The sequence below is a fragment of the Streptomyces sp. NPDC048291 genome (genome assembly GCF_043201715.1).
Taxonomy (GTDB): domain Bacteria; phylum Actinomycetota; class Actinomycetes; order Streptomycetales; family Streptomycetaceae; genus Streptomyces.
Genome location: NZ_JBICZC010000010.1, coordinates 474,109 through 490,324, shown reverse-complemented (window position 1 = coordinate 490,324; position 16,216 = coordinate 474,109). Strand labels below are relative to the sequence as shown.

Genomic DNA, 16,216 nt, shown 5'->3' with positions numbered 1-16,216 from the left:
GTCACCGCTCTCTCCCCCGGTATGCCGGGGGGTGCGGCAGGCGGGTGCGGATGTGGGCGGCGTGCAGGAGGGGGTCGAAGACCTGCCAGCCGGCGAGGGCGAGATCGGGGGCGGTTCCGTTGGCGTGGGTGGGGCAGTGCTGGGCGCGCCAGCGCAGTTGGTGGGTGTAGGGCAGGTGGGTGAGGTCGTAGACGGCCATCGTGGTGTCGGGGAGGGTGAGTTGGCCGTGGTGGGGTCCGGTGGGCAGGAGTGTCCAGCGGCCTGCCAGGTGGCCTGGGGCGAGGACGGAGTGGGTGCAACGGCGGCGTTGGCGGGTCTGGGCGACGCAGCGGATGTCTTCCAGGGGGCTCTGGCCGAGGTAGGGGACGAGGAGGATCCGGACGACAGGGCGGGCGGGTTGTCCGTCCCCGTCGGTTGGCGCGGCTGCAGGGGCCTGCGGGCAGGGCTGGGGGGTGAAGGCGCCGGCGTCGATCAGGCGGCGGGAGTGCACGGCGAGGTCGCGGCGCAGCCCCGTGAGCCGGGTATGGCCGATGTGGGAACGCAAAGGCTGCCGGGGGCAGAGGACGGCGTGCAGGATGCGGCACCAGGCACTGCCGTCGTCGTGGGAGTGGGCGATGCCGCCACCGATGTGCCAGCGGCAGAACGCCGGGGTGCCGACGACCGCGACGTCCGCAGGGTGCAGGGCGATGGGGCGGTCGTCGTGGCGGGGGTACCAGTCGACGCGGTTGCCGCAGTGGCGGCAGCGGCCGCTCTGACCGGCACGCAGCAGCCGGCTGGGGCTGGCCGGGGCGATCTGCACACCGCGGCGGCGGGGGACGTGGCGGGGGCTGCCGTCCCAGTGGTGGCGCCTGGGCAGGGGGTGGGGGTGCATGGCGGTGACCGTGCCAGACGACGCACCGATGGCCGGGGGCGGCTTTCGGTGATGTCACACGATCGGCCTCACGTGCGGGAACGCCTGCGCGAGATGTGGATCTGTCGTTCGATGTCGTCTCGTCCGGGCGGGTGATTCTTTTTGGGTCCGGTGAGCGGCTGGTGGTGCGGCCGGGTCAAGGCTGAGGTGTACCGGGGCGGGGTGCCCCTCGCACAGGGAGACGAGGAAGCGTTCGATGGGGACGTCGAAGGCGTGGGCCAGTGCGTGCCAGGTGGTGATGCTCCCGGTGCTGCGGCCGTGTTCGAGGTCGATGAGGGTGCGCCGGGCCAGGTTGCTGCGTTCGGCGAGCTGGTCGATGGTCCATCCGCGCTCGCCCCGCAGCCGCACGAGTGCGACGCGCAGCGCATTGAGGTTGGGGTCGGGCGGTGCGGCAGCCTCACCCAACCTGCAGGATCGCAGGTCAAACGGCCCGAGCAGGGTTCAGAACCCGTCGCAATCCATCTGCGGCACCACAGGTCACCGGCATGAGGTCACCGCAACAACAGTGCGACCTCACACGGTGGAGCAGACCAGGTCGGCCCACTCGGGACGGCCGTTGCAGGTGCCGCTGCCGGTGGCCGAGAGTAGGTCGTGACCGTGGCGCCGGCGTCCGAACCGGACGACTTCGGCAGGGTGGTCTTGGTGACGCGGCCCTGCGAGTCGTATGAAGTGGTGCGCTTCAACGCCAGACCGGACGGGTCGGTGACGGTGCTGGTGGGCAGGCCCTTGACCCAGTCGTATGCGGTGGTCGTGGTCCGCACGTCCGTGTCGGACGGGTATCCGTCCGCGTACGCGCCGACCTTGGTGGTGGTGATCTGGTCGCTGACGGTGGCGGTCCCGTCGGTCGGCCGGCCCTCGTCGTAGGTGTTGACGGTGTGCTGGCGCACCGTCCACTGAGTGCCGGCGGGCAGGTCTGTGCCTCCGGAACCGGCCCTGAGCGCCGAGGTGAGGGGGACCAGGTGCAGCGGGCCGTACTCCTCGGTCTCGCGCAGTCCATCGCTGGAGTAGTACGTGCGGGTGGAGAGCAGCTCCGCTCGGTCGGCGGCGGTCATCTGACTGATGTTCGGCGCCACCTGCTCGTCCTGCCCGCTGCCGCCGGTGGCGAGTGCCAGTTCGCGGTTGGCGGCAGACAGGTCACGCACCGTGTGGCCGAACCTGTCGTAGCCGGTAGCGGTGATGTGCCCGCCAGGTGTGGCGGTGTTGACCTCGAGTCCGGAGGCGTCGGTGTAGGTGACCGTCGCCCGCTTGTAGTCGGACGCGGCCAGACCGCTGCCAGTGTTCGACGCGGGCACGGAGTCCGGCGGGAAGACCTCGGTGGCGTCGGTCGGCACGTCGCCCTGACCCCAGACCGCGACGTCCGAGGTGTCGAACCGGCCCGAGCCCACTGGGTCGCCAAGGGACCCGCTACCGGCGGGACGTGGCGAGCTCGGTGGGCAGGAGGCCGCCGGGAGTCTGGAAAGCGGTCACCGGCGAGTTCCGCGACGCGGCCGTCGGCGCACGGTCCCGGCCAGTGCGCTGCCGTGCGGGAGCGATGGCCTGTTCAGGGCGATACGAGCAGGGCTGGGGCAGACATACTCAGCTGGGGCTTCGGCGCACGTTGCGGACGTCCTCGGACAGCGCCGCCGTGCCCCGACGCATCCTCACCTCAGTGCCTATCACCCCTGGAAGGGGACTTCGCATGAGTGGATTACGACTGCCCGGACGTCTCAGAGCGCTTGCGTGCGTCCTGGTCTTGGCCGCAGGTGCGCTGACGACGGCCGGGATGTCGGGCACGGCAATGGCCGCGGTGACGGCACCGCTCGTCGCCGCGCCGGAGATCGGCGTCCAGTTCAACGCCGACGGCGACGCCGGCCAGTGCGGTGGGACGACCGGACAGCAGTGGGCGGCGTCGCCGGACTGGACGCAGGCCATTCGCTTCGACACCGACAACCGTGCCGGCGGCTGTCAGCTGGCGTTCGGTGTCTACGACCCGGACGGGACCCTCGCGGGTGCGTCCATCACGTACACGTTCCTGCCCAGCTCCGGCGGGAACGCCGGTCAGTGCGGGGACTACCAGGGCACCTACGGCATGCCGATCCAGACGTTCCGGACCTTCGGCCAGGCGGTCAGGGTCGACACGGACAGCCGCCCCGGCTGGTGCGACCTCACCTTCACGGTGTCGGGCCGCTCCGACATCGGCCTCGATGTGCAGTTCTACCCCGACGGTGATGCCGGCCAGTGCGTGAACTACTTGCCTCAGGGCCAGTACCGCACGGCCTACGCCGGCAACCCGGTGACCGTCGGCATCGATGCGGACGGCCGCTCCGGCGGCTGCCAGTTCCTGCTCCGCGTACGGCACTTCTAACCCACCCGGTCCAGGACGCCCGGTTCGGCGGGGCGGCGGGGCGGCGGGGCGGCGGTCAACCGTGAGGTGCACCAGCTGGCCGCCGCCCCGTCGAGCAGACCCCGCTCGTGACCCGCCCCACCGCGCGCCCTGGCCGCCGGCCCGTCAGCGTCGTCCTCGCCCGCTGATTCGGCCAGTCCGGCCTCGTCGTCTGGATCATCCTGGTCGTGATCTCGGTCAGGACAGCGGCCTGGAAACAACCCGTCCGTGGCGCAGGGCGAGGACCCGGGACGCCCGCAGCAGATCGGCCGCAAGCGCTCGCGCTGGATGGCGACCGGCCGGGTTCTTGTTCGGCGGATTCCGGATCGCCTGTTCGGTCGTCATGTTGCCCGCGGTGAACAACGGGAATTCTCGGTGCGCAGACTCGTGCACTACTCGGTGGAACGGGTTGGCCATCCGCTCGGTCTCGCCTTCCGGCCTGCGCATGCAGGGCATTTCCGTTCCCCGCAAGGCTCCCACCTCTGCCTGAAAGGACGAGGAACTCGCCCTAGGCACAGCTAAGTGGTCGGCTCCGGAAGTCCTTCGGGGGTTGATCACGCTGCCAGCGCGACGGAGGATTCTTCTGGGTGATCGGCAATGTGCCGGTCGAGCCTGGCCAGCAGATCGTCCAGGTCGGAGGTGGTGAACTTCCATTGGAACGGCTGTGCCGTGGCGTTGTAGCGGTCTTCGAAGGCTCGGAGCCGGTCCTCGACCTGGGCAAGGTCGGTGAAGTCGTTGGGCGCCACGACTTTGCGTTGCACGACGGAGAAGAAGATCTCCACCTGGTTGAGCCAGGAGGCGTGCACCGGGGTGTGGACCAGCACGGCGTTCGGGAACGCGGCGACAAGGCGGTCCTCTGCCGCCTTGCCACGGTGGGAGGAGTCGTTGTCGACGATCCAAAACACGCGCTTCGCGCTCGCGTAGGGTTCCTGGCTCATCACCTGGGCGACCAGGGTCATGAAGGGGGCTATGCCGGTGGTCGGCTCGCAGTGGCCGAACACTGTGGCCTGGTGGACGTCGTAGCCGGCCAGGTAGGCCAGTGCGCCGCCGCGCCCGTAGGTGTGGTTGACCCGCATCGCTCTCGCCTGGCCGGGCGCGAGGGTGGGGTGGCAGCGGCAGCGGGCCTGGATGGAGGTCTTCTCGTCCGCGCTGATCACGTACTCATCCGCGCCGAGCGGCTCGCCGTCCCAGGTGCGGGCGTACAGGTCCAGGATCCGGGCCGCCTTGGGTCGGAAGTCCGGGTCGGTGATGAAGATCCACGAGCGGTACAGCCAGGGTTTGACGGCGTCCTGGTCGAGCCAGCGGCGCACGGTGGACGCCGACAGGAAGGGTGCGATGCCGCGCTCGACGGCCTTGCGGGCCAGTTCCCGGCACGACCAGCGCGACAGCGGCGCGCCGGCCTCGGCGGGAAACTGGCAGGCCAGCGCCTTGACCTGCGCAGCCTGCAACGCGGTGAAAGCGGCGGGCCGCCCGGGCGCTTGCGGTCGCCCAGTCCCGGCAGGCCCAGGTCGGCGAACCGGCCCCGCCACGTGCGCACGGTGTCCACGTGCACTCCCACCTCAACGGCGATACGCGCGTTGGACCTGCCCCGAGCCGCCCGGAGCACGATCTGCGCCCGCACCCTGGCCCGGTGCTCGGTCTTATGGCCCCAGGCCGCCTTCTTCAACCGGTGCCGCTCGGCGGCAGTCAGGACTATCGGACGCGCGGCGGCAACAGGCAAGGCAGGCAAGCCGATCAGCAGAAGTGGATCACGACGGCCACAGCCTGCCGTATCTGCTTCCACCTGGGCCCGGGCCGTGCTGGGGCAGCGGGGGACTCCGGAGGGCATCGACAACGATCGGGCGGTCAGGAGAGTTCGTGCCGAGTGCCGTCCGCGACGGCGTGGAGCTTGTCCGGGTTGGCCACGTTGTGGATGGTCGAGATGCGGCCTTGCGGGTCGAAATCGAAGGTCAGCGTGGCGATCACGCGGTCCGGCCCGCGGAAGACCACGCCCAGGCCGCCGTTGATCCAGGTGAGCTCTGCCCGCATCTGCCCGGGCTCGACGCCCTGGTAGGTCACAGTGCCGAGCGCGGCGAACCAACTCGCCACGGTCTGAAGGCCGACGACCGGCTTGAGGGCCTGGCGGACCTTGCCGCCACCATCGGTCCACAGCGTCACGTCCGGGGAGAGCAGTTCCATGAGGGTGTTGATGTCGCCGCCCGCCGTCGCCGTGAAGAAACGCTCGGTGACGTCGCGTTGGCGGGAGCGGTCCGCGGTGAAACGGGGCCGGCGGGCCTGGACGTGCTCGCGGGCGCGGTGAGCGCCCTGCCGGACCGCCGGCTCCGAGCGTTCCACCGCCTGCGCGATCTCCGCGTAGCTGAAGGCGAAGACCTCCTTCAACACGAAGATCGCGCGCTCCAGAGGGCTCAGCGTCTCCAGGACGACCAGCAGGGCCATGGAGACCGAGTCCGCCGTGGCGACGCCGTCGGCGGTGTCCGGGCCGGTGAGGATCGGCTCGGGGAGCCATGGCCCGACATAGGTCTCGCGCTGGTGGCGGGTCGAACGAAGCCGCTCCATCGCCAGGTTGGAGACGATCCGGGTCAGGTAGGCCTTGGGGTCGGCGACCTGGGAACGGTCGGCCGCCGACCACTTGAGCCACGCGTCCTGGACCACGTCCTCGGCGTCGGCGGCGGTGCCGAGGATGCGGTAGGCGACGGAGAAGAGCAGGGTGCGGTACTGCTGGAAGGCGAGCTGGTCGGGGCCTACCTGCTGCGGCTGGGTCACTTGGCGCTCCTGATCCGGGTGTAGCGGCCGCCGTGCGGCCAGAACGCGCCCGAGGCGGGCATCTTCTTCATGCGGGCGAAGGTCGGCCACGGCGCGGCGGTGACCGTCTCCTTGTACTTGGCGGCCCGCTTGCCGGTCAGCACGATCCGGCGCGGGCTGTCGTCGGGGCGGGTGAACTGCACGACGGCGTCGTTCCGGCCCAGGCTGACGGGTGTGTGGTAGTAGCCGAAGCGGAAGGGCTTGGGCTCCTTGCCGGCCAGCACCCGCAGGATCGAGAGGGCCGCGTGCACGCCGGTGGGCATGCCGCCCTGGCAGGTGCCGTGCATCACGCCGTAGCCCTGGCGGATCGCCGCCGCGTCGCCCACGGCGTAGACGTCCGGGTGGGAGACCGAGCGTAGCGCGCTGTCGGTGACCACCCGGCCGCGCTCGTCGACCATCAGGCCGGCGGCGGCGGCCAGCGGCGAGACACGGGTGCCGCTGGTCCACAGCACCGCGGTCGCCGGGATGCTGGAGCCGTCCGCGAGCTCGACGCTGTCCGGTAGCACCTTGGCCACCTCGACGCCGCTGCGCACCTGCACGCCGAGCCGGGCGAGCGCCGCGTCCAAGTGGGCCTTGGCCTTTGGATGCATGCTCGCGCCCGGCTCCTGCCGACCCAGCAGCACGATCTGGAGCTCCGGGTGCCGCTCGGCGATCTCCGCGGCGGCCTCGACGCCGGTGAGGCCACTGCCGCCGACCACGACGGTTCCGCCGTCGAGCCGGGTCAGCCGGTCAGCGAGGAGGGCCGCGTCCTCCGGGCTGTTGAGGGTGTAGGCGTGGTCGTCCACGCCGGGGACGGCGACGGTGTCCGCGATGTTGCCCAGGCCGTAGACGAGGGTGTCGTAGCGCAGGACCCGGTCGTCGTCGATCCGTACGGTCTTCTCCTCGGCGTCCACGGCGGTGACCCAACCGCGGACGAAGCCAGCCCCGGTGCCGTCCAGCAACTCCGGGATGTTCATCTCGGCCGTCTCCTGGCCGGTGGCGGTCATGTGCAGTCGGAGCCGCTCGGTGAAGGTGTCGTAGGGGTTGACCAGCATCACTCGCAGGTTCCCACGCTTCCTGGTGCGGGCTGCGAGCTGGATCGTGGCCGAGAGCCCGGCGTAGCCAGCGCCCAGGACCAGGACCTCGTGCTGCTGTGCTGCTGTCGCGTTCATCGCTCTGCTGCCTCTTTCGTGTCGGTCGTTCCCGCCGTGCGGACGACCACCAGACGCAAGCTGCCCTTCCGTTCGTGACATGGGGCCGATGTGGCCCGTGTCACATCGCGAAGGGAGAACGGGCGCGCGGTGTCAGCACCTCACCCCGAGCGCCGCGGCGCGCAGCATTCAACCAGCAACACGCTTCGGAGGAGGACGCCCGTGCTGACCACCTTCGACCTCGACGAGTACGTCTACGGGCGCTGCGCGGCGGCGCCTGCGGGTTCCTGGCGGAGGACTCGTAGCCCACTCTCCTCTCGGAGGCCGTGCGCGCCGCCGCGGCCGGCGACTCGCCGGTCTCGCCCTCGGATCACGGTCCGCCTGCTCAGGCACCTCACCGGCCCTGCCGTGGCTGCCCGGTCAACCAGATAGGGAACGCGATGGGGGCCGTTTCGTCGTCGACGCGCCTGACCAGCCCGCACCGAGGAGCAGAGCCGATCACAGCGCTGAAGCGAACTCCCCTTGGCGGGCCGTCGTTTCGTCCAGGAGTGCGCCTGGTAGATGCGTGTCCGGTGGTCGCCGAGGACGTGGGAGGCCGCCGCCCGCAGGCCCTTGCCCGGACGCGCGTGGTCCTGGCGACCGGGGCCGGACCGACGGAGCGAAGGCCCGTGTCACCGGCTGGGAATGCCATGGTTCCGCGGACCTCGACGGCGCTGGGCGGTCCGACACCGTGACGGTATCAAGCTGTCGCAACCGACCTGTGACGCCTCCGGGTCGGGCCGGGCCGGAGGGTCCGACCACGGTGCGGGGTGCGGTCGGATGCGGTCGCCGCCCGCGTCGAGCGGTGCCCGCGGCAGGGTGACCGGCAAGGCGGCGCCGCCTCCGGGCGCGTCGGTGACGGTGAGGTCTCCGCCGTGGTCGCGTACGACGTCCCGTGCGACGGCCAGCCCGAGCCCGGCCCTGCCGTCGTCGCGGCTGTGCGCCTGGCCGAGGCGGAGGAAGCGCTCGAAGACGAGGGCGCGGTCGGCGGGTGTGATGAGGATCGCGCGGGGCATCGTGGTCCCGGGACCCGCCGCCCCGCGCTGTAGGTGCGCAGGTGGCGCGACCGGGAAGATTCGCCCACCCCGTCTCCCTGCCAACGCCCTGCCACGGCGGAGGACTTGGACCAACCGTCCATCGGAGAACGACAGGTACGACCACGAGGGGGAGCAATGTGATGCCGTTTCGATCCCGTCGGGGCAGGCTCCGCTGCCCCGACGGGTGCGTCTTGCGCCGCTCCAACACGGCTCGTCGTCAGCCCAGTCCGCGGGCGTCCTGCTTCAGAGCCGTGTCGACCGTCAGTGCCGTGGCGACGACCAGACTCCGCAACGGCTCTGGGAGTTGCTGGTGGATCTGGAGGACGTAGTTGTCCGCTGTGGTGAACATGGTCTTCGCGAGGCCCTCCCAGGTCTTGGTGATCCGGGCGACCTCGGTGCCCGCCTGGTCGACGACAGCGAAGTTCCAGGCGCGCCAGTTCTCTCCCTTGATGGCGCCGATCTGGGTCCCACCGGCGTTGATGGCGAAGTTGATCTTTCCGAAGACGTTCTGCTGGACCAACTCGCCCACCGGTTCTCCGTCCGGACGGGTAACGATCACTCGCGACTTGAATATCTTCGCGGGACGGGTCAGTTGCAGCACCGGCTGCCCCTGGGCGTCCCGGATCTCCAGCCGGTGGGTGAAGTACTGGTCCCAGCTGCTGATGAAGCGTACGACCTTGCGCAGCGCGCTCTGCCCGACCTCGGCCACGGACCCGAGCTGGTTGCCGTGCTGGTCCATGACCTTGTACTCGTTGGTCAGCTCTATGAGTTTGGCCTTCTGGTTCACGACCAGAACCGGTTCGGTGAAGAGGGTGCCGCCGCCGGGACCGCTCGGGGCGACCCCGGCCTGCTGCTGCACCTGGCGGCTGACCTTCGGGTCAGGAGTGTTCGATTGTCTGGTCACGGCGGCAAGTTACTCCCCGAGGGCCGCGTCCCGGTCGGCCGCACAGTGACCGGGCACAGGCGATCTCGGCTCGGCTGCCGTCTTCTCGAAGTCGCCGTCGAGCGGCCTCAAGTCGATGGTCACAGGCGGAGGCGAACAACTCAGGAGGTGCCTCGTCCAGCCTTCCGGCGATGTGGTGGACCGGCACCCAGGCAGCCGGATCATCGACAACGCGACTGAGGTCTGTCATCCGGAGCTTCTCCGGCCGGTGCGACAGCACCAGTGCCTCGTCACTCGTGACTTTGATCGCGACCTGGCTGTCACTCATGCCCACCCCTCCGGCTCGACTCCCACCCAAGACAGCTCTGAGCCGATCACCCTGGCGGCGTGGTGCTGCACCAGCTCCAACCTGCCGTGGCCGTCCGGGTCCGCACCGTCGCGATGTCACGCCGGACGCCGACGGGCCCGACAGTGCGGTCGGCCAAGGGGCCGCCGAGCGCTCCCCCGGCCCCGGCCGGTCACTCGGAGTCGTGCCAGAGACGGACGAGCTCGCCGTCGACGGAGGAGGCCACGGCTCTGTTGTCCGGCCCGAAAGCGAGCGAGGTGACCTTCTGGAGTCCGATCTTGACGGCGGTCACGTCGCCGGTCGTCAGGTCACGGAGGTAGAACGCGGTGTCGCCGCCTGCGGCGAGGGTTGCGCCGTCCGGGCTGAACAACGCCGGCCAGCGGGCCCTGCCGCCGGTCAGGCCGGGTACGGCGACGCAGTGTCCTGACGCGAGGTCCCACAGGACGATGCTCGCCGTGTCTCCTCCCACGCCCGTGGGCGGGGCCGCGCGCGTCAGCGGCGTGTGTACGGGGTCGGGCCGGCCGGCGGGGTCAGGTCAGGCCTTGCCCTTGCTGATCACCCACTTGCCGTGTATCCGGTTGCCGACCTGCTCGTAGCCGGAGCGGAAGGAACCGAGCCAGTTCAGGGTCAGGTTCGCCTCGGCCGTGGACTTGACCGAGGTGTAGCTGGAGGGGTCGTCGGACGAACCGCCCGTGGTGTTCTCGGCGATGGCCGGGAAGGGGTACGCGGGCCGGGACGAGGTGACCTTGCCGGCGCTGTCTACCGTCGAAGTGAGCAGGCCGGCCGGGACCTTGCCCTGGGTGACCCAGTCGGTGATCGCGGTCAGCGCGTCCAGCCTGTCGGGGCCTTGGCCACCGCCGCAGTGGGCGACGCCGGGGAGCAGGAACAGCCGGGCGAAGCCGGTGGTGGCCGCCTCGCCGCCCATGGCCTTCTCAACTGCCTTGTAGTAGGCCATCGTTCCGACCGCCGGGATGTGCTGGTCGCCCAGGCCGTGCCAGAGGATCAGCTTGCCGCCGGCCTTCTTGAAGGCGGTGAGGTCGGGGTCCGTGGCGTCGTAGATGCCCGCGTTGGGCTCCATCACCTTCTTGTAGTAGGACGCCGTGAACTTGATGTCCCTGTAGGTGAGGGCCAGCTGCGGGCTGTCGAAGGCGCCGTCCGTCAGCGGGACGCAGCCGTAGGACGCGGCGGCGTTACCGGTGTTGACGCTGCCGCACAGGCCGCCGCAGCCCAGCTGCAGGTAGTCCGCCTGCCAGCCCGTGTCGGGCAGCCGCAGCTCGAAGTGGATCTGCGGGGCGATGACGCCCTGCACATCGCAGTACCCCCAGTTGCCGAGGGTGTTGCTGCCCACGGCGACCTCCGTGGCCGAGCCGGCCTCGAACGGCACCCCGGGCACGGCGGCGGCCAGGTCGAGGGATGTCACGCCCGAACACGTCATCGCCGGGGCGATGCCGGAGGTGGTCGTGGCCGCGTCGACCGCCGCGGCGGAACCGGGTGCGGACGCGCTGCCGGGCGTCGCGCCGGCGAGGGCGATGCTGACCCCGGTCACGAGGGCGAGGGCGGCGGCCAGGGTGGCCAGGGTGGCCATGAAAGCGGCGGACTTCCACCGGCACCATCTGGAAAGCATGCGCATACTCGGTCTCCGTTCGATCGCTGAGCCGAGGCGAGTGACCGTCGTGGCGGTGTGCGGGGCGGCCCGTTCGGCCTGCCCGTCTCGGAGCACACCGCCATACCTCGCGGCCCACACCCGGCCCCTGGCAACTGCGGCTTCACAGGGGCGGTACGGCGAGGACCGTAGCCCCGCGATCCACAGGGACGCATGGTTGGTCAACGAAATTGTTGACGATTATTGGCGGAAGGTACAGACGGTTCTGCCGACTCCGGACAGAACTCGCACTGTCAACCCACACAGCGCGCAATCTGAGGGTTCACGACGCACACGGTGAGGACCGCCGCTCCTGTTGCCGCGCGCGAGAAACGGACACAAGCATGTGGCGACCGCCCCCGTACGAGCCGGACCCGAAGCCCCCTGCCGACGTACCCGGCCCCCTCCCGGCCGCATAGGGCGTGTCGGCTCACCGTGATGACGCGGTCAAGGTCAGGAACAGACGTCCTAAGGCCGGCCTCGAGCAGCCACCACTCCGCCAAAGGGAGACCCCGAAGCGCAGCGTCCGGCGTGTAGACCAACGCCGCCACCAAAGTCGGTATCAGCATGGTCGCCAGGAATCCGCCATTGAATGAGGTGGCGGTGCAAGGCGTCGTGAACGGTAGAACCGCACCTGGGTCTTCCGGTGGGACCGCGGAGCAGGGGGCTGATCACAGTGCCGCCGGCGGAGAGTCAGATCTTCGGAGCCGGCCGGTGCCGGTTCGGATGGCCGCGAAGATCCGGGGAGGTGACTTCCGGGGCTCGGTTGTCCTGCCCTGCGGCCATGAGGTCGAGCCGGCGTTCGTACCAGGAGAGGAAGTCATCCACAGAGGAGACGTCGGGGCCCCAGCAGCCGTCGCTGTCGCCGGCGAGTACACGGCCGGTGAGCGGTCCCGTGATGCCGAGAACGCAGACGTCCGCGCGCCCCATCTCGATGCTGTGGAGGAAGAGATCGCCCTCCCCCGTGAGGTGGGCCTCGTCGAAGCCGCGCGGGGCACCGGGCTCGGCCTGGGGCTGCATGTGCAGCAAGGTGCAGCTTGCCGACGGTATGAGGCCATGGAAGGGACCTGCTCCGAGCCGCAGACATGACGGCGGCCCCAGACGGAGGAGCGGCTGGAACGGGGCGGCGGCGAGCTTGCGGCGCACGCGGCGGACGCGAGGGTTCATCGGGTCACTCCTCTCGTCGCGATCACCCTACGGGTGGGCGCGTTCAAAGGGCCGGCAGGATTCTTCCTCCGAGGAGTTGCTGAGTGTTGGCCCGTGGGCGGGCCCACCGGGCGTGGCAGTGCCTGGCGCCAGTCGCCCAGCGTCGTGATGAGGAGTCGGCGGGCCAGGGGACGTATCGCATCCCACGCCGGATCCGTGGCGAGGGAGTTGGCCCAGAGGCCGGTGCGGCGGGTGGCGTCGAGTTCGGCGAGGCAACGGCCGATGGCCTGAAGGTCGCGCAGATCCTCGGGTTCGAAGGCTCCGCGCTCCGCGAGCCCTTCGGAAACACGGCAGAGAAGCCCCAACGCCTCGACGGCGGAGTCCGTTTCCAGTTCCCGCTTCCCCGGCCAGGCGAACCGAGTCCGGACGTCGGCCGCGAGGAGGGCCATGAATCGCAGCGTCCACGTGCGCAGATGCGCGTCGCCGAGATGGTTCACCCATGCAGGATCTCATCCGGGGCTCTGGTCCACTTCGCATGGCTTGCCGACCGTGAACAGCCCCGGGCGACCTACCGGCGGACCGCCGAGATCAGTCCACCGGGCCGTTCCTCGCGCTGTGGCGGGGTGTTGATCGGGCGGCCGTAGGCGGCGGCGCGTTCGCGCAGGGTGTGGGGGGTGGCGTCCCAGCCGTGCCCGGCCAGCCAGGCGACCGGGTCGTCGGGCATCTCCGAGACCCACATGGACGCCGCGGATCCCGGCTCGGCGTCTGCGCCGAAGCGTTCGATCACGCCGCGCGAGCCCAGCGTCAGGCCCATCCGGCTGCCCGGCGCCGACTGCGCGCTGATGCGGGCCAGCAGTAGCTCCACCGCGTCCTCGGGGAGATAGATGAGCAGCCCCTCGGCGATCCACGCGGTCGGCGCGGCCGGGTCGTGCCCCGCGGCGGCCAGCGCGCCCGGCCAGTCCTCTCGCAGATCCACCGGGACGGTGATCCGCTCGCAGCGTGCGACGGTCCGCTCCTGGCGCAGCACCGAAGCCTTGAAGTCCAGTGGAACGGCGGTGTCGACCTCGAACAGCCAGGTGCCCTCGGGCCAGTCCATCCGGAAGGCCCGGCTGTCCATGCCGGCGCCGAGCAGCACGACCTGCCGGACCCCGGACGCGGAGGCCTGCCGCAACAGCTCGTCGAGGAACTTCGTCCTGATGACGATGGAGAACGCCACGGCCAGCCGGCGACGGCGAGCGGCCTCGTCGTCGGGGAGCGGTGGCGAGGAGGGCCACAGGCCGCCGGCGGCGGCGAAAGTCTGTGCCAGGGGGTCGCGGAACAGCGCGTTCTCCCGCTCGGTCTCCAACGCCCGTACTCGGGCTACCCCGACGGCCGTGGCCCAGACTCCCGACGGCTGCACCCTCTCCTGCTCATCAGTCACCACGCCAGCCTAGATGACCGATTCCAGGGTGCCTGGGGCCGATGCGTGGAGGCGGCTCCTGGTTGGTGGGGAGGCATCTCTGTCGGTCGGCGGCGGGAGGGGCGGCTTCGGTCAAGTGGTGGCCCGGGCGGGGACGGACTCGCCTGTGAGGTGTTCGGCCTCCTGCCACAGGCGGGCCGCAGCGGCCTCGTCCCGGCCGGGGCGCGGCAGCGCGACGGGCCTGGTCGGACCGACGACCGCCCAGCGGGGGCCGTAGTAGCCGCCGGGGGCGGCACCGGGGTCGGCTGCGGCGAAGAGCAGGGGTTCGGCACCCTGCTCGGGTCCCTGGGAGGGGACGATGCGGTAGGCCAGGGATTCGATCAGACCGGGGCGGCCGCCGTTGAGGTGCGGGCCGGAGGTCGTCAGGCCGGTGCGGGTGTAGCCCGGGTGCGCGCCGGCCGAGAGCAGGGGCCAGCCGCGCTGCGCGGCGAGGTGGGCCAGGTGCTCCATCATCAGGAGGTCGGCCAGCTTCGACTGGGCGTACGCCCGGGTCGGGCTGTAGCTGCGGTCGGCCTGCAGGTCGTCGAAGTCGATCCGCGCCCGCGTCGCCACGCCGCTGCTCATCGTGGCGACCCGCGGCGCCACGGCGGACAGCAGCAGCGGCAGGAGCCGGACGGTGAGGGCGAACGGGCCGAGGAAGTTGCTGGCCAGCTGCAGTTCGAAGCCGTCGACCGTTTCCGTGCGCGCGGGCACGTTCATCACGCCGGCGTTGTTCACCAGCACGTCCAGCGGACGGCCGTCGGCGATCAGGCCGTCGGCGAACGCCCGCACCGAGGACTGGTCCGCCAGGTCCAGGCGGCGGACCTCCGCGCGGGCACCGGGGTGCGCGGCCAGGATCTCCGCCCTCGCCTGCTCCCCCTTGGCCTCGGTACGCACCGCGAGGACGACGTCGGCTCCTGCTGCCGCGAGGCGTTTGGCCGCCTCCTTGCCCGTGCCGCTGTTCGCGCCGGTGACGACGGCGAGCTTTCCCTGCTGGTCGGGGACCTGGTACATGACGACCTCCATAAAGTACTGCCGGTATCTTGCCTCCGACCAACATAACGAACCGGCGGTCCGTTAGTAAAGTACCGACGGTCTGTAAGATGGTGAGGTGACTTTCCAGCGAGCACGAACCGACGAGCAGCGCAGCGAGCGGCGGCGGCAGATCCTCGACGCCGCGGACGCGATGCTGACCGAGATGACGGTGGCCGAGCTCAGCCTCAGCGCCCTGAGCCGCCGGGTCTGCCTGGCCAAGGCCAACGTGCTGCGCTACTTCGAGTCGCGCGAGGCGGTGCTTCTGGAGCTGCTGGCGACCCAGGTCGCCGACTGGGTCGCCGCGCTGGAGCGGGAAGCCGTTCCCACCGGCGGCGGCAGCAGGAAGCGCGGGGAACGGCTCGCCGAACTCCTGGCCGTCTCGATGGCGCGACGGCCCGTTCTGTGCGACCTGTTCAGCTCGCAGGCCGCAGTGCTGGAGCACAACATCTCCGCCGAGGTCGCGATCCGGCACAAGCGGACCGCCCGGAAGTCCCTGGGGAACCTGACCGCTCTCGTCGCCCGGTACCTGCCGGAGCTCGGCAACGACGGAGCCTCGACCCTCGTGGAGACGACCCTGCTGACGGCCATGGCCGCCTGGCCGTGCAGCCGCCCCCCGCAAGCCGTCCTCGCCGCCTACGCCTCCGATCCCGCGCTGGCGGCCATGCGCATCGACTTCACAGACGCCGTACGCCGGACGGTCGAGGTGACCGCGTCCGGCCTCATTGCCCGCCAGGAGAACCTGAAGGCGACCGTCACCTGAACGCACTCCGGACGCCTCCCACCGGAGGGGCAGGCGCAGACACTCACCCACGGGCGATGCCCGGCGTGGCGCGGTATGTCATGAATGTGCCGCATTAGCGTTTGCGGCATGAGTGAATCTTCATTTCAGGACGACGTACTGGGCGAACTCGGCGACCAGGATCTGAACGAGATCGCCGGGCTCCTGGGCACCGACACCGACGGTGCCCGCCAGGCGGTGGCCGAGACCGCCGGCGCGATGAGCAGCCGGCTGCGGGAGCAGGCCGAGGCGGACGACGAGGACGCCATCGAGGTCCGCGAAGCCGTCGCAGAGGCGGCCGAACCTCCGCTGCAGGGCGTGGCCACCCTGGGCGGCGGGCTCGCCGGGGGCCTGATGGCCGGCCTGCTCGCCAAGATGAGCAGACCCGTCGCGCAGGCGGTGTCGAAGAAGACCGGCATTCCCGCCGCGAACGTCGACCGGATCATCAGGGTGCTCATTCCCGTCGTGATGGCCGTCTTCACCAAGCGTGCGGCTGCGACCAAGGGGGCCGCTCCCGGGGATGCCCCCTCAGGCGGCGCGGCTCCCGGCGCAGGCCCGGGTGGCCTCGGTGAGCTGCTGGAGCAGCTCCTCGGCGGCGGCAAGAAGTAGTCGTTCCGGGCCGCGTCACGCGGGTGAAGGCCGGCTTCGCCGCACCGGAGCGCTCGCCC

16 protein-coding genes and 4 pseudogenes are annotated in these 16,216 nt (G+C 70.7%); 4 read left to right on the top strand and 16 right to left on the bottom strand.

Annotation, left to right across the window (positions count from 1 at the left end; genetic code table 11):
• Nucleotide 1 precedes the first annotated feature (1 nt).
• The 3 genes and pseudogenes from ACGF5O_RS28340 to ACGF5O_RS28330 form a co-directional block, all read right to left on the bottom strand.
• Entirely contained in the window at nucleotides 2-871 is an 870-nt protein-coding gene (locus ACGF5O_RS28340; protein ID WP_393812692.1) for a DUF6083 domain-containing protein, read from the bottom strand.
• Between the two features lie 192 nt (nucleotides 872-1,063).
• A pseudogene (locus tag ACGF5O_RS28335) lies at nucleotides 1,064-1,315 on the bottom strand (helix-turn-helix transcriptional regulator); the annotation flags it as partial.
• A gap of 86 nt (nucleotides 1,316-1,401) precedes the next feature.
• The gene (locus ACGF5O_RS28330) at nucleotides 1,402-2,295 is read right to left on the bottom strand and encodes a hypothetical protein (RefSeq protein ID WP_393812691.1); all 894 of its coding nucleotides are present in this window, start codon (nucleotides 2,293-2,295) and stop codon (nucleotides 1,402-1,404) included.
• Between the two features lie 377 nt (nucleotides 2,296-2,672).
• Between ACGF5O_RS28330 and ACGF5O_RS28325 the strand changes: the two genes are divergently transcribed.
• Nucleotides 2,673-3,254 carry a hypothetical protein gene (locus tag ACGF5O_RS28325; RefSeq protein WP_393812690.1) on the top strand — a complete coding sequence of 194 codons (582 nt, stop codon included), beginning with the start codon at nucleotides 2,673-2,675 and terminating at the stop codon, nucleotides 3,252-3,254.
• A gap of 216 nt (nucleotides 3,255-3,470) precedes the next feature.
• On the opposite strand, the gene ACGF5O_RS28320 is transcribed toward ACGF5O_RS28325, so the two are convergent.
• From ACGF5O_RS28320 to ACGF5O_RS28300, 5 genes and pseudogenes are all read right to left on the bottom strand, one after another.
• On the bottom strand, nucleotides 3,471-3,719 hold the full coding sequence (locus ACGF5O_RS28320; RefSeq protein WP_393812689.1) for a hypothetical protein: 249 nt from the start codon (nucleotides 3,717-3,719) through the stop codon (nucleotides 3,471-3,473).
• A 107-nt stretch (nucleotides 3,720-3,826) separates the two neighbouring features.
• Complete coding sequence (locus ACGF5O_RS28315; protein WP_393812688.1) at nucleotides 3,827-4,720, bottom strand: IS630 family transposase; 894 nt, start codon at nucleotides 4,718-4,720, stop codon at nucleotides 3,827-3,829.
• Between the two features lie 71 nt (nucleotides 4,721-4,791).
• Nucleotides 4,792-5,100 (bottom strand): annotated as a pseudogene (locus tag ACGF5O_RS28310) (helix-turn-helix domain-containing protein); the annotation flags it as partial.
• A 17-nt stretch (nucleotides 5,101-5,117) separates the two neighbouring features.
• On the bottom strand, nucleotides 5,118-6,035 hold the full coding sequence (locus ACGF5O_RS28305; protein WP_393812687.1) for an RNA polymerase sigma-70 factor: 918 nt from the start codon (nucleotides 6,033-6,035) through the stop codon (nucleotides 5,118-5,120).
• Nucleotides 6,032-7,225, bottom strand: coding sequence for an NAD(P)/FAD-dependent oxidoreductase (locus ACGF5O_RS28300; RefSeq protein WP_393812686.1), 1,194 nt, complete (start codon nucleotides 7,223-7,225; stop codon nucleotides 6,032-6,034). The genes ACGF5O_RS28305 and ACGF5O_RS28300 overlap by 4 nt, the downstream gene beginning before the upstream one ends.
• Nucleotides 7,226-7,417: 192 nt before the next feature.
• Here ACGF5O_RS28300 and ACGF5O_RS28295 point away from each other — a divergent pair.
• Nucleotides 7,418-7,621 (top strand): annotated as a pseudogene (locus ACGF5O_RS28295) (DNA-binding response regulator); the annotation flags it as partial.
• 419 nt (nucleotides 7,622-8,040) lie between these two features.
• Here the strand turns inward: ACGF5O_RS28295 and ACGF5O_RS28290 are convergent.
• The 8 genes and pseudogenes from ACGF5O_RS28290 to ACGF5O_RS28255 form a co-directional block, all read right to left on the bottom strand.
• Nucleotides 8,041-8,241 (bottom strand): annotated as a pseudogene (locus ACGF5O_RS28290) (ATP-binding protein); the annotation flags it as partial.
• 256 nt (nucleotides 8,242-8,497) lie between these two features.
• Nucleotides 8,498-9,184, bottom strand: coding sequence for an LURP-one-related/scramblase family protein (locus ACGF5O_RS28285; protein ID WP_393812685.1), 687 nt, complete (start codon nucleotides 9,182-9,184; stop codon nucleotides 8,498-8,500).
• Between the two features lie 497 nt (nucleotides 9,185-9,681).
• Nucleotides 9,682-9,978 carry a WD40 repeat domain-containing protein gene (locus ACGF5O_RS28280; RefSeq protein ID WP_393812684.1) on the bottom strand — a complete coding sequence of 99 codons (297 nt, stop codon included), beginning with the start codon at nucleotides 9,976-9,978 and terminating at the stop codon, nucleotides 9,682-9,684.
• Nucleotides 9,979-10,044: 66 nt separating this feature from the next.
• Nucleotides 10,045-11,139: a tannase/feruloyl esterase family alpha/beta hydrolase gene (locus ACGF5O_RS28275; RefSeq protein ID WP_393812683.1), complete on the bottom strand. Its 1,095-nt coding sequence runs from the start codon at nucleotides 11,137-11,139 to the stop codon at nucleotides 10,045-10,047.
• Nucleotides 11,140-11,844: 705 nt separating this feature from the next.
• On the bottom strand, nucleotides 11,845-12,171 hold the full coding sequence (locus ACGF5O_RS28270; RefSeq protein ID WP_393812682.1) for a hypothetical protein: 327 nt from the start codon (nucleotides 12,169-12,171) through the stop codon (nucleotides 11,845-11,847).
• 143 nt (nucleotides 12,172-12,314) lie between these two features.
• Entirely contained in the window at nucleotides 12,315-12,794 is a 480-nt protein-coding gene (locus ACGF5O_RS28265; protein ID WP_393812681.1) for a hypothetical protein, read from the bottom strand.
• 71 nt (nucleotides 12,795-12,865) lie between these two features.
• Nucleotides 12,866-13,717: a class I SAM-dependent methyltransferase gene (locus tag ACGF5O_RS28260; RefSeq protein ID WP_393812680.1), complete on the bottom strand. Its 852-nt coding sequence runs from the start codon at nucleotides 13,715-13,717 to the stop codon at nucleotides 12,866-12,868.
• Between the two features lie 111 nt (nucleotides 13,718-13,828).
• Nucleotides 13,829-14,749 carry an SDR family oxidoreductase gene (locus tag ACGF5O_RS28255; protein ID WP_393812679.1) on the bottom strand — a complete coding sequence of 307 codons (921 nt, stop codon included), beginning with the start codon at nucleotides 14,747-14,749 and terminating at the stop codon, nucleotides 13,829-13,831.
• 97 nt (nucleotides 14,750-14,846) lie between these two features.
• Here ACGF5O_RS28255 and ACGF5O_RS28250 point away from each other — a divergent pair, with 97 nt between their 5' ends.
• Nucleotides 14,847-15,530: a TetR/AcrR family transcriptional regulator gene (locus ACGF5O_RS28250; RefSeq protein WP_393812678.1), complete on the top strand. Its 684-nt coding sequence runs from the start codon at nucleotides 14,847-14,849 to the stop codon at nucleotides 15,528-15,530.
• Nucleotides 15,531-15,638: 108 nt separating this feature from the next.
• Entirely contained in the window at nucleotides 15,639-16,157 is a 519-nt protein-coding gene (locus ACGF5O_RS28245; protein WP_393812677.1) for a DUF937 domain-containing protein, read from the top strand.
• Nucleotides 16,158-16,216 lie beyond the last annotated feature (59 nt).

Bases quoted from the DNA above. Each gene is read 5' to 3' on its own strand.
- ACGF5O_RS28255 (WP_393812679.1), bottom strand. From the start codon at position 14,749: ATGTACCAGGTCCCCGACCAGCAGGGAAAGCTCGCCGTCGTCACCGGC.
- ACGF5O_RS28270 (WP_393812682.1), bottom strand. From the start codon at position 12,171: ATGCAGCCCCAGGCCGAGCCCGGTGCCCCGCGCGGCTTCGACGAGGCC.
- ACGF5O_RS28325 (WP_393812690.1), top strand. From the start codon at position 2,673: ATGTCGGGCACGGCAATGGCCGCGGTGACGGCACCGCTCGTCGCCGCG.
- ACGF5O_RS28245 (WP_393812677.1), top strand. From the start codon at position 15,639: ATGAGTGAATCTTCATTTCAGGACGACGTACTGGGCGAACTCGGCGAC.
- ACGF5O_RS28300 (WP_393812686.1), bottom strand. From the start codon at position 7,225: ATGAACGCGACAGCAGCACAGCAGCACGAGGTCCTGGTCCTGGGCGCT.
- ACGF5O_RS28340 (WP_393812692.1), bottom strand. From the start codon at position 871: ATGCACCCCCACCCCCTGCCCAGGCGCCACCACTGGGACGGCAGCCCC.
- ACGF5O_RS28275 (WP_393812683.1), bottom strand. From the start codon at position 11,139: ATGCGCATGCTTTCCAGATGGTGCCGGTGGAAGTCCGCCGCTTTCATG.
- ACGF5O_RS28320 (WP_393812689.1), bottom strand. From the start codon at position 3,719: ATGCGCAGGCCGGAAGGCGAGACCGAGCGGATGGCCAACCCGTTCCAC.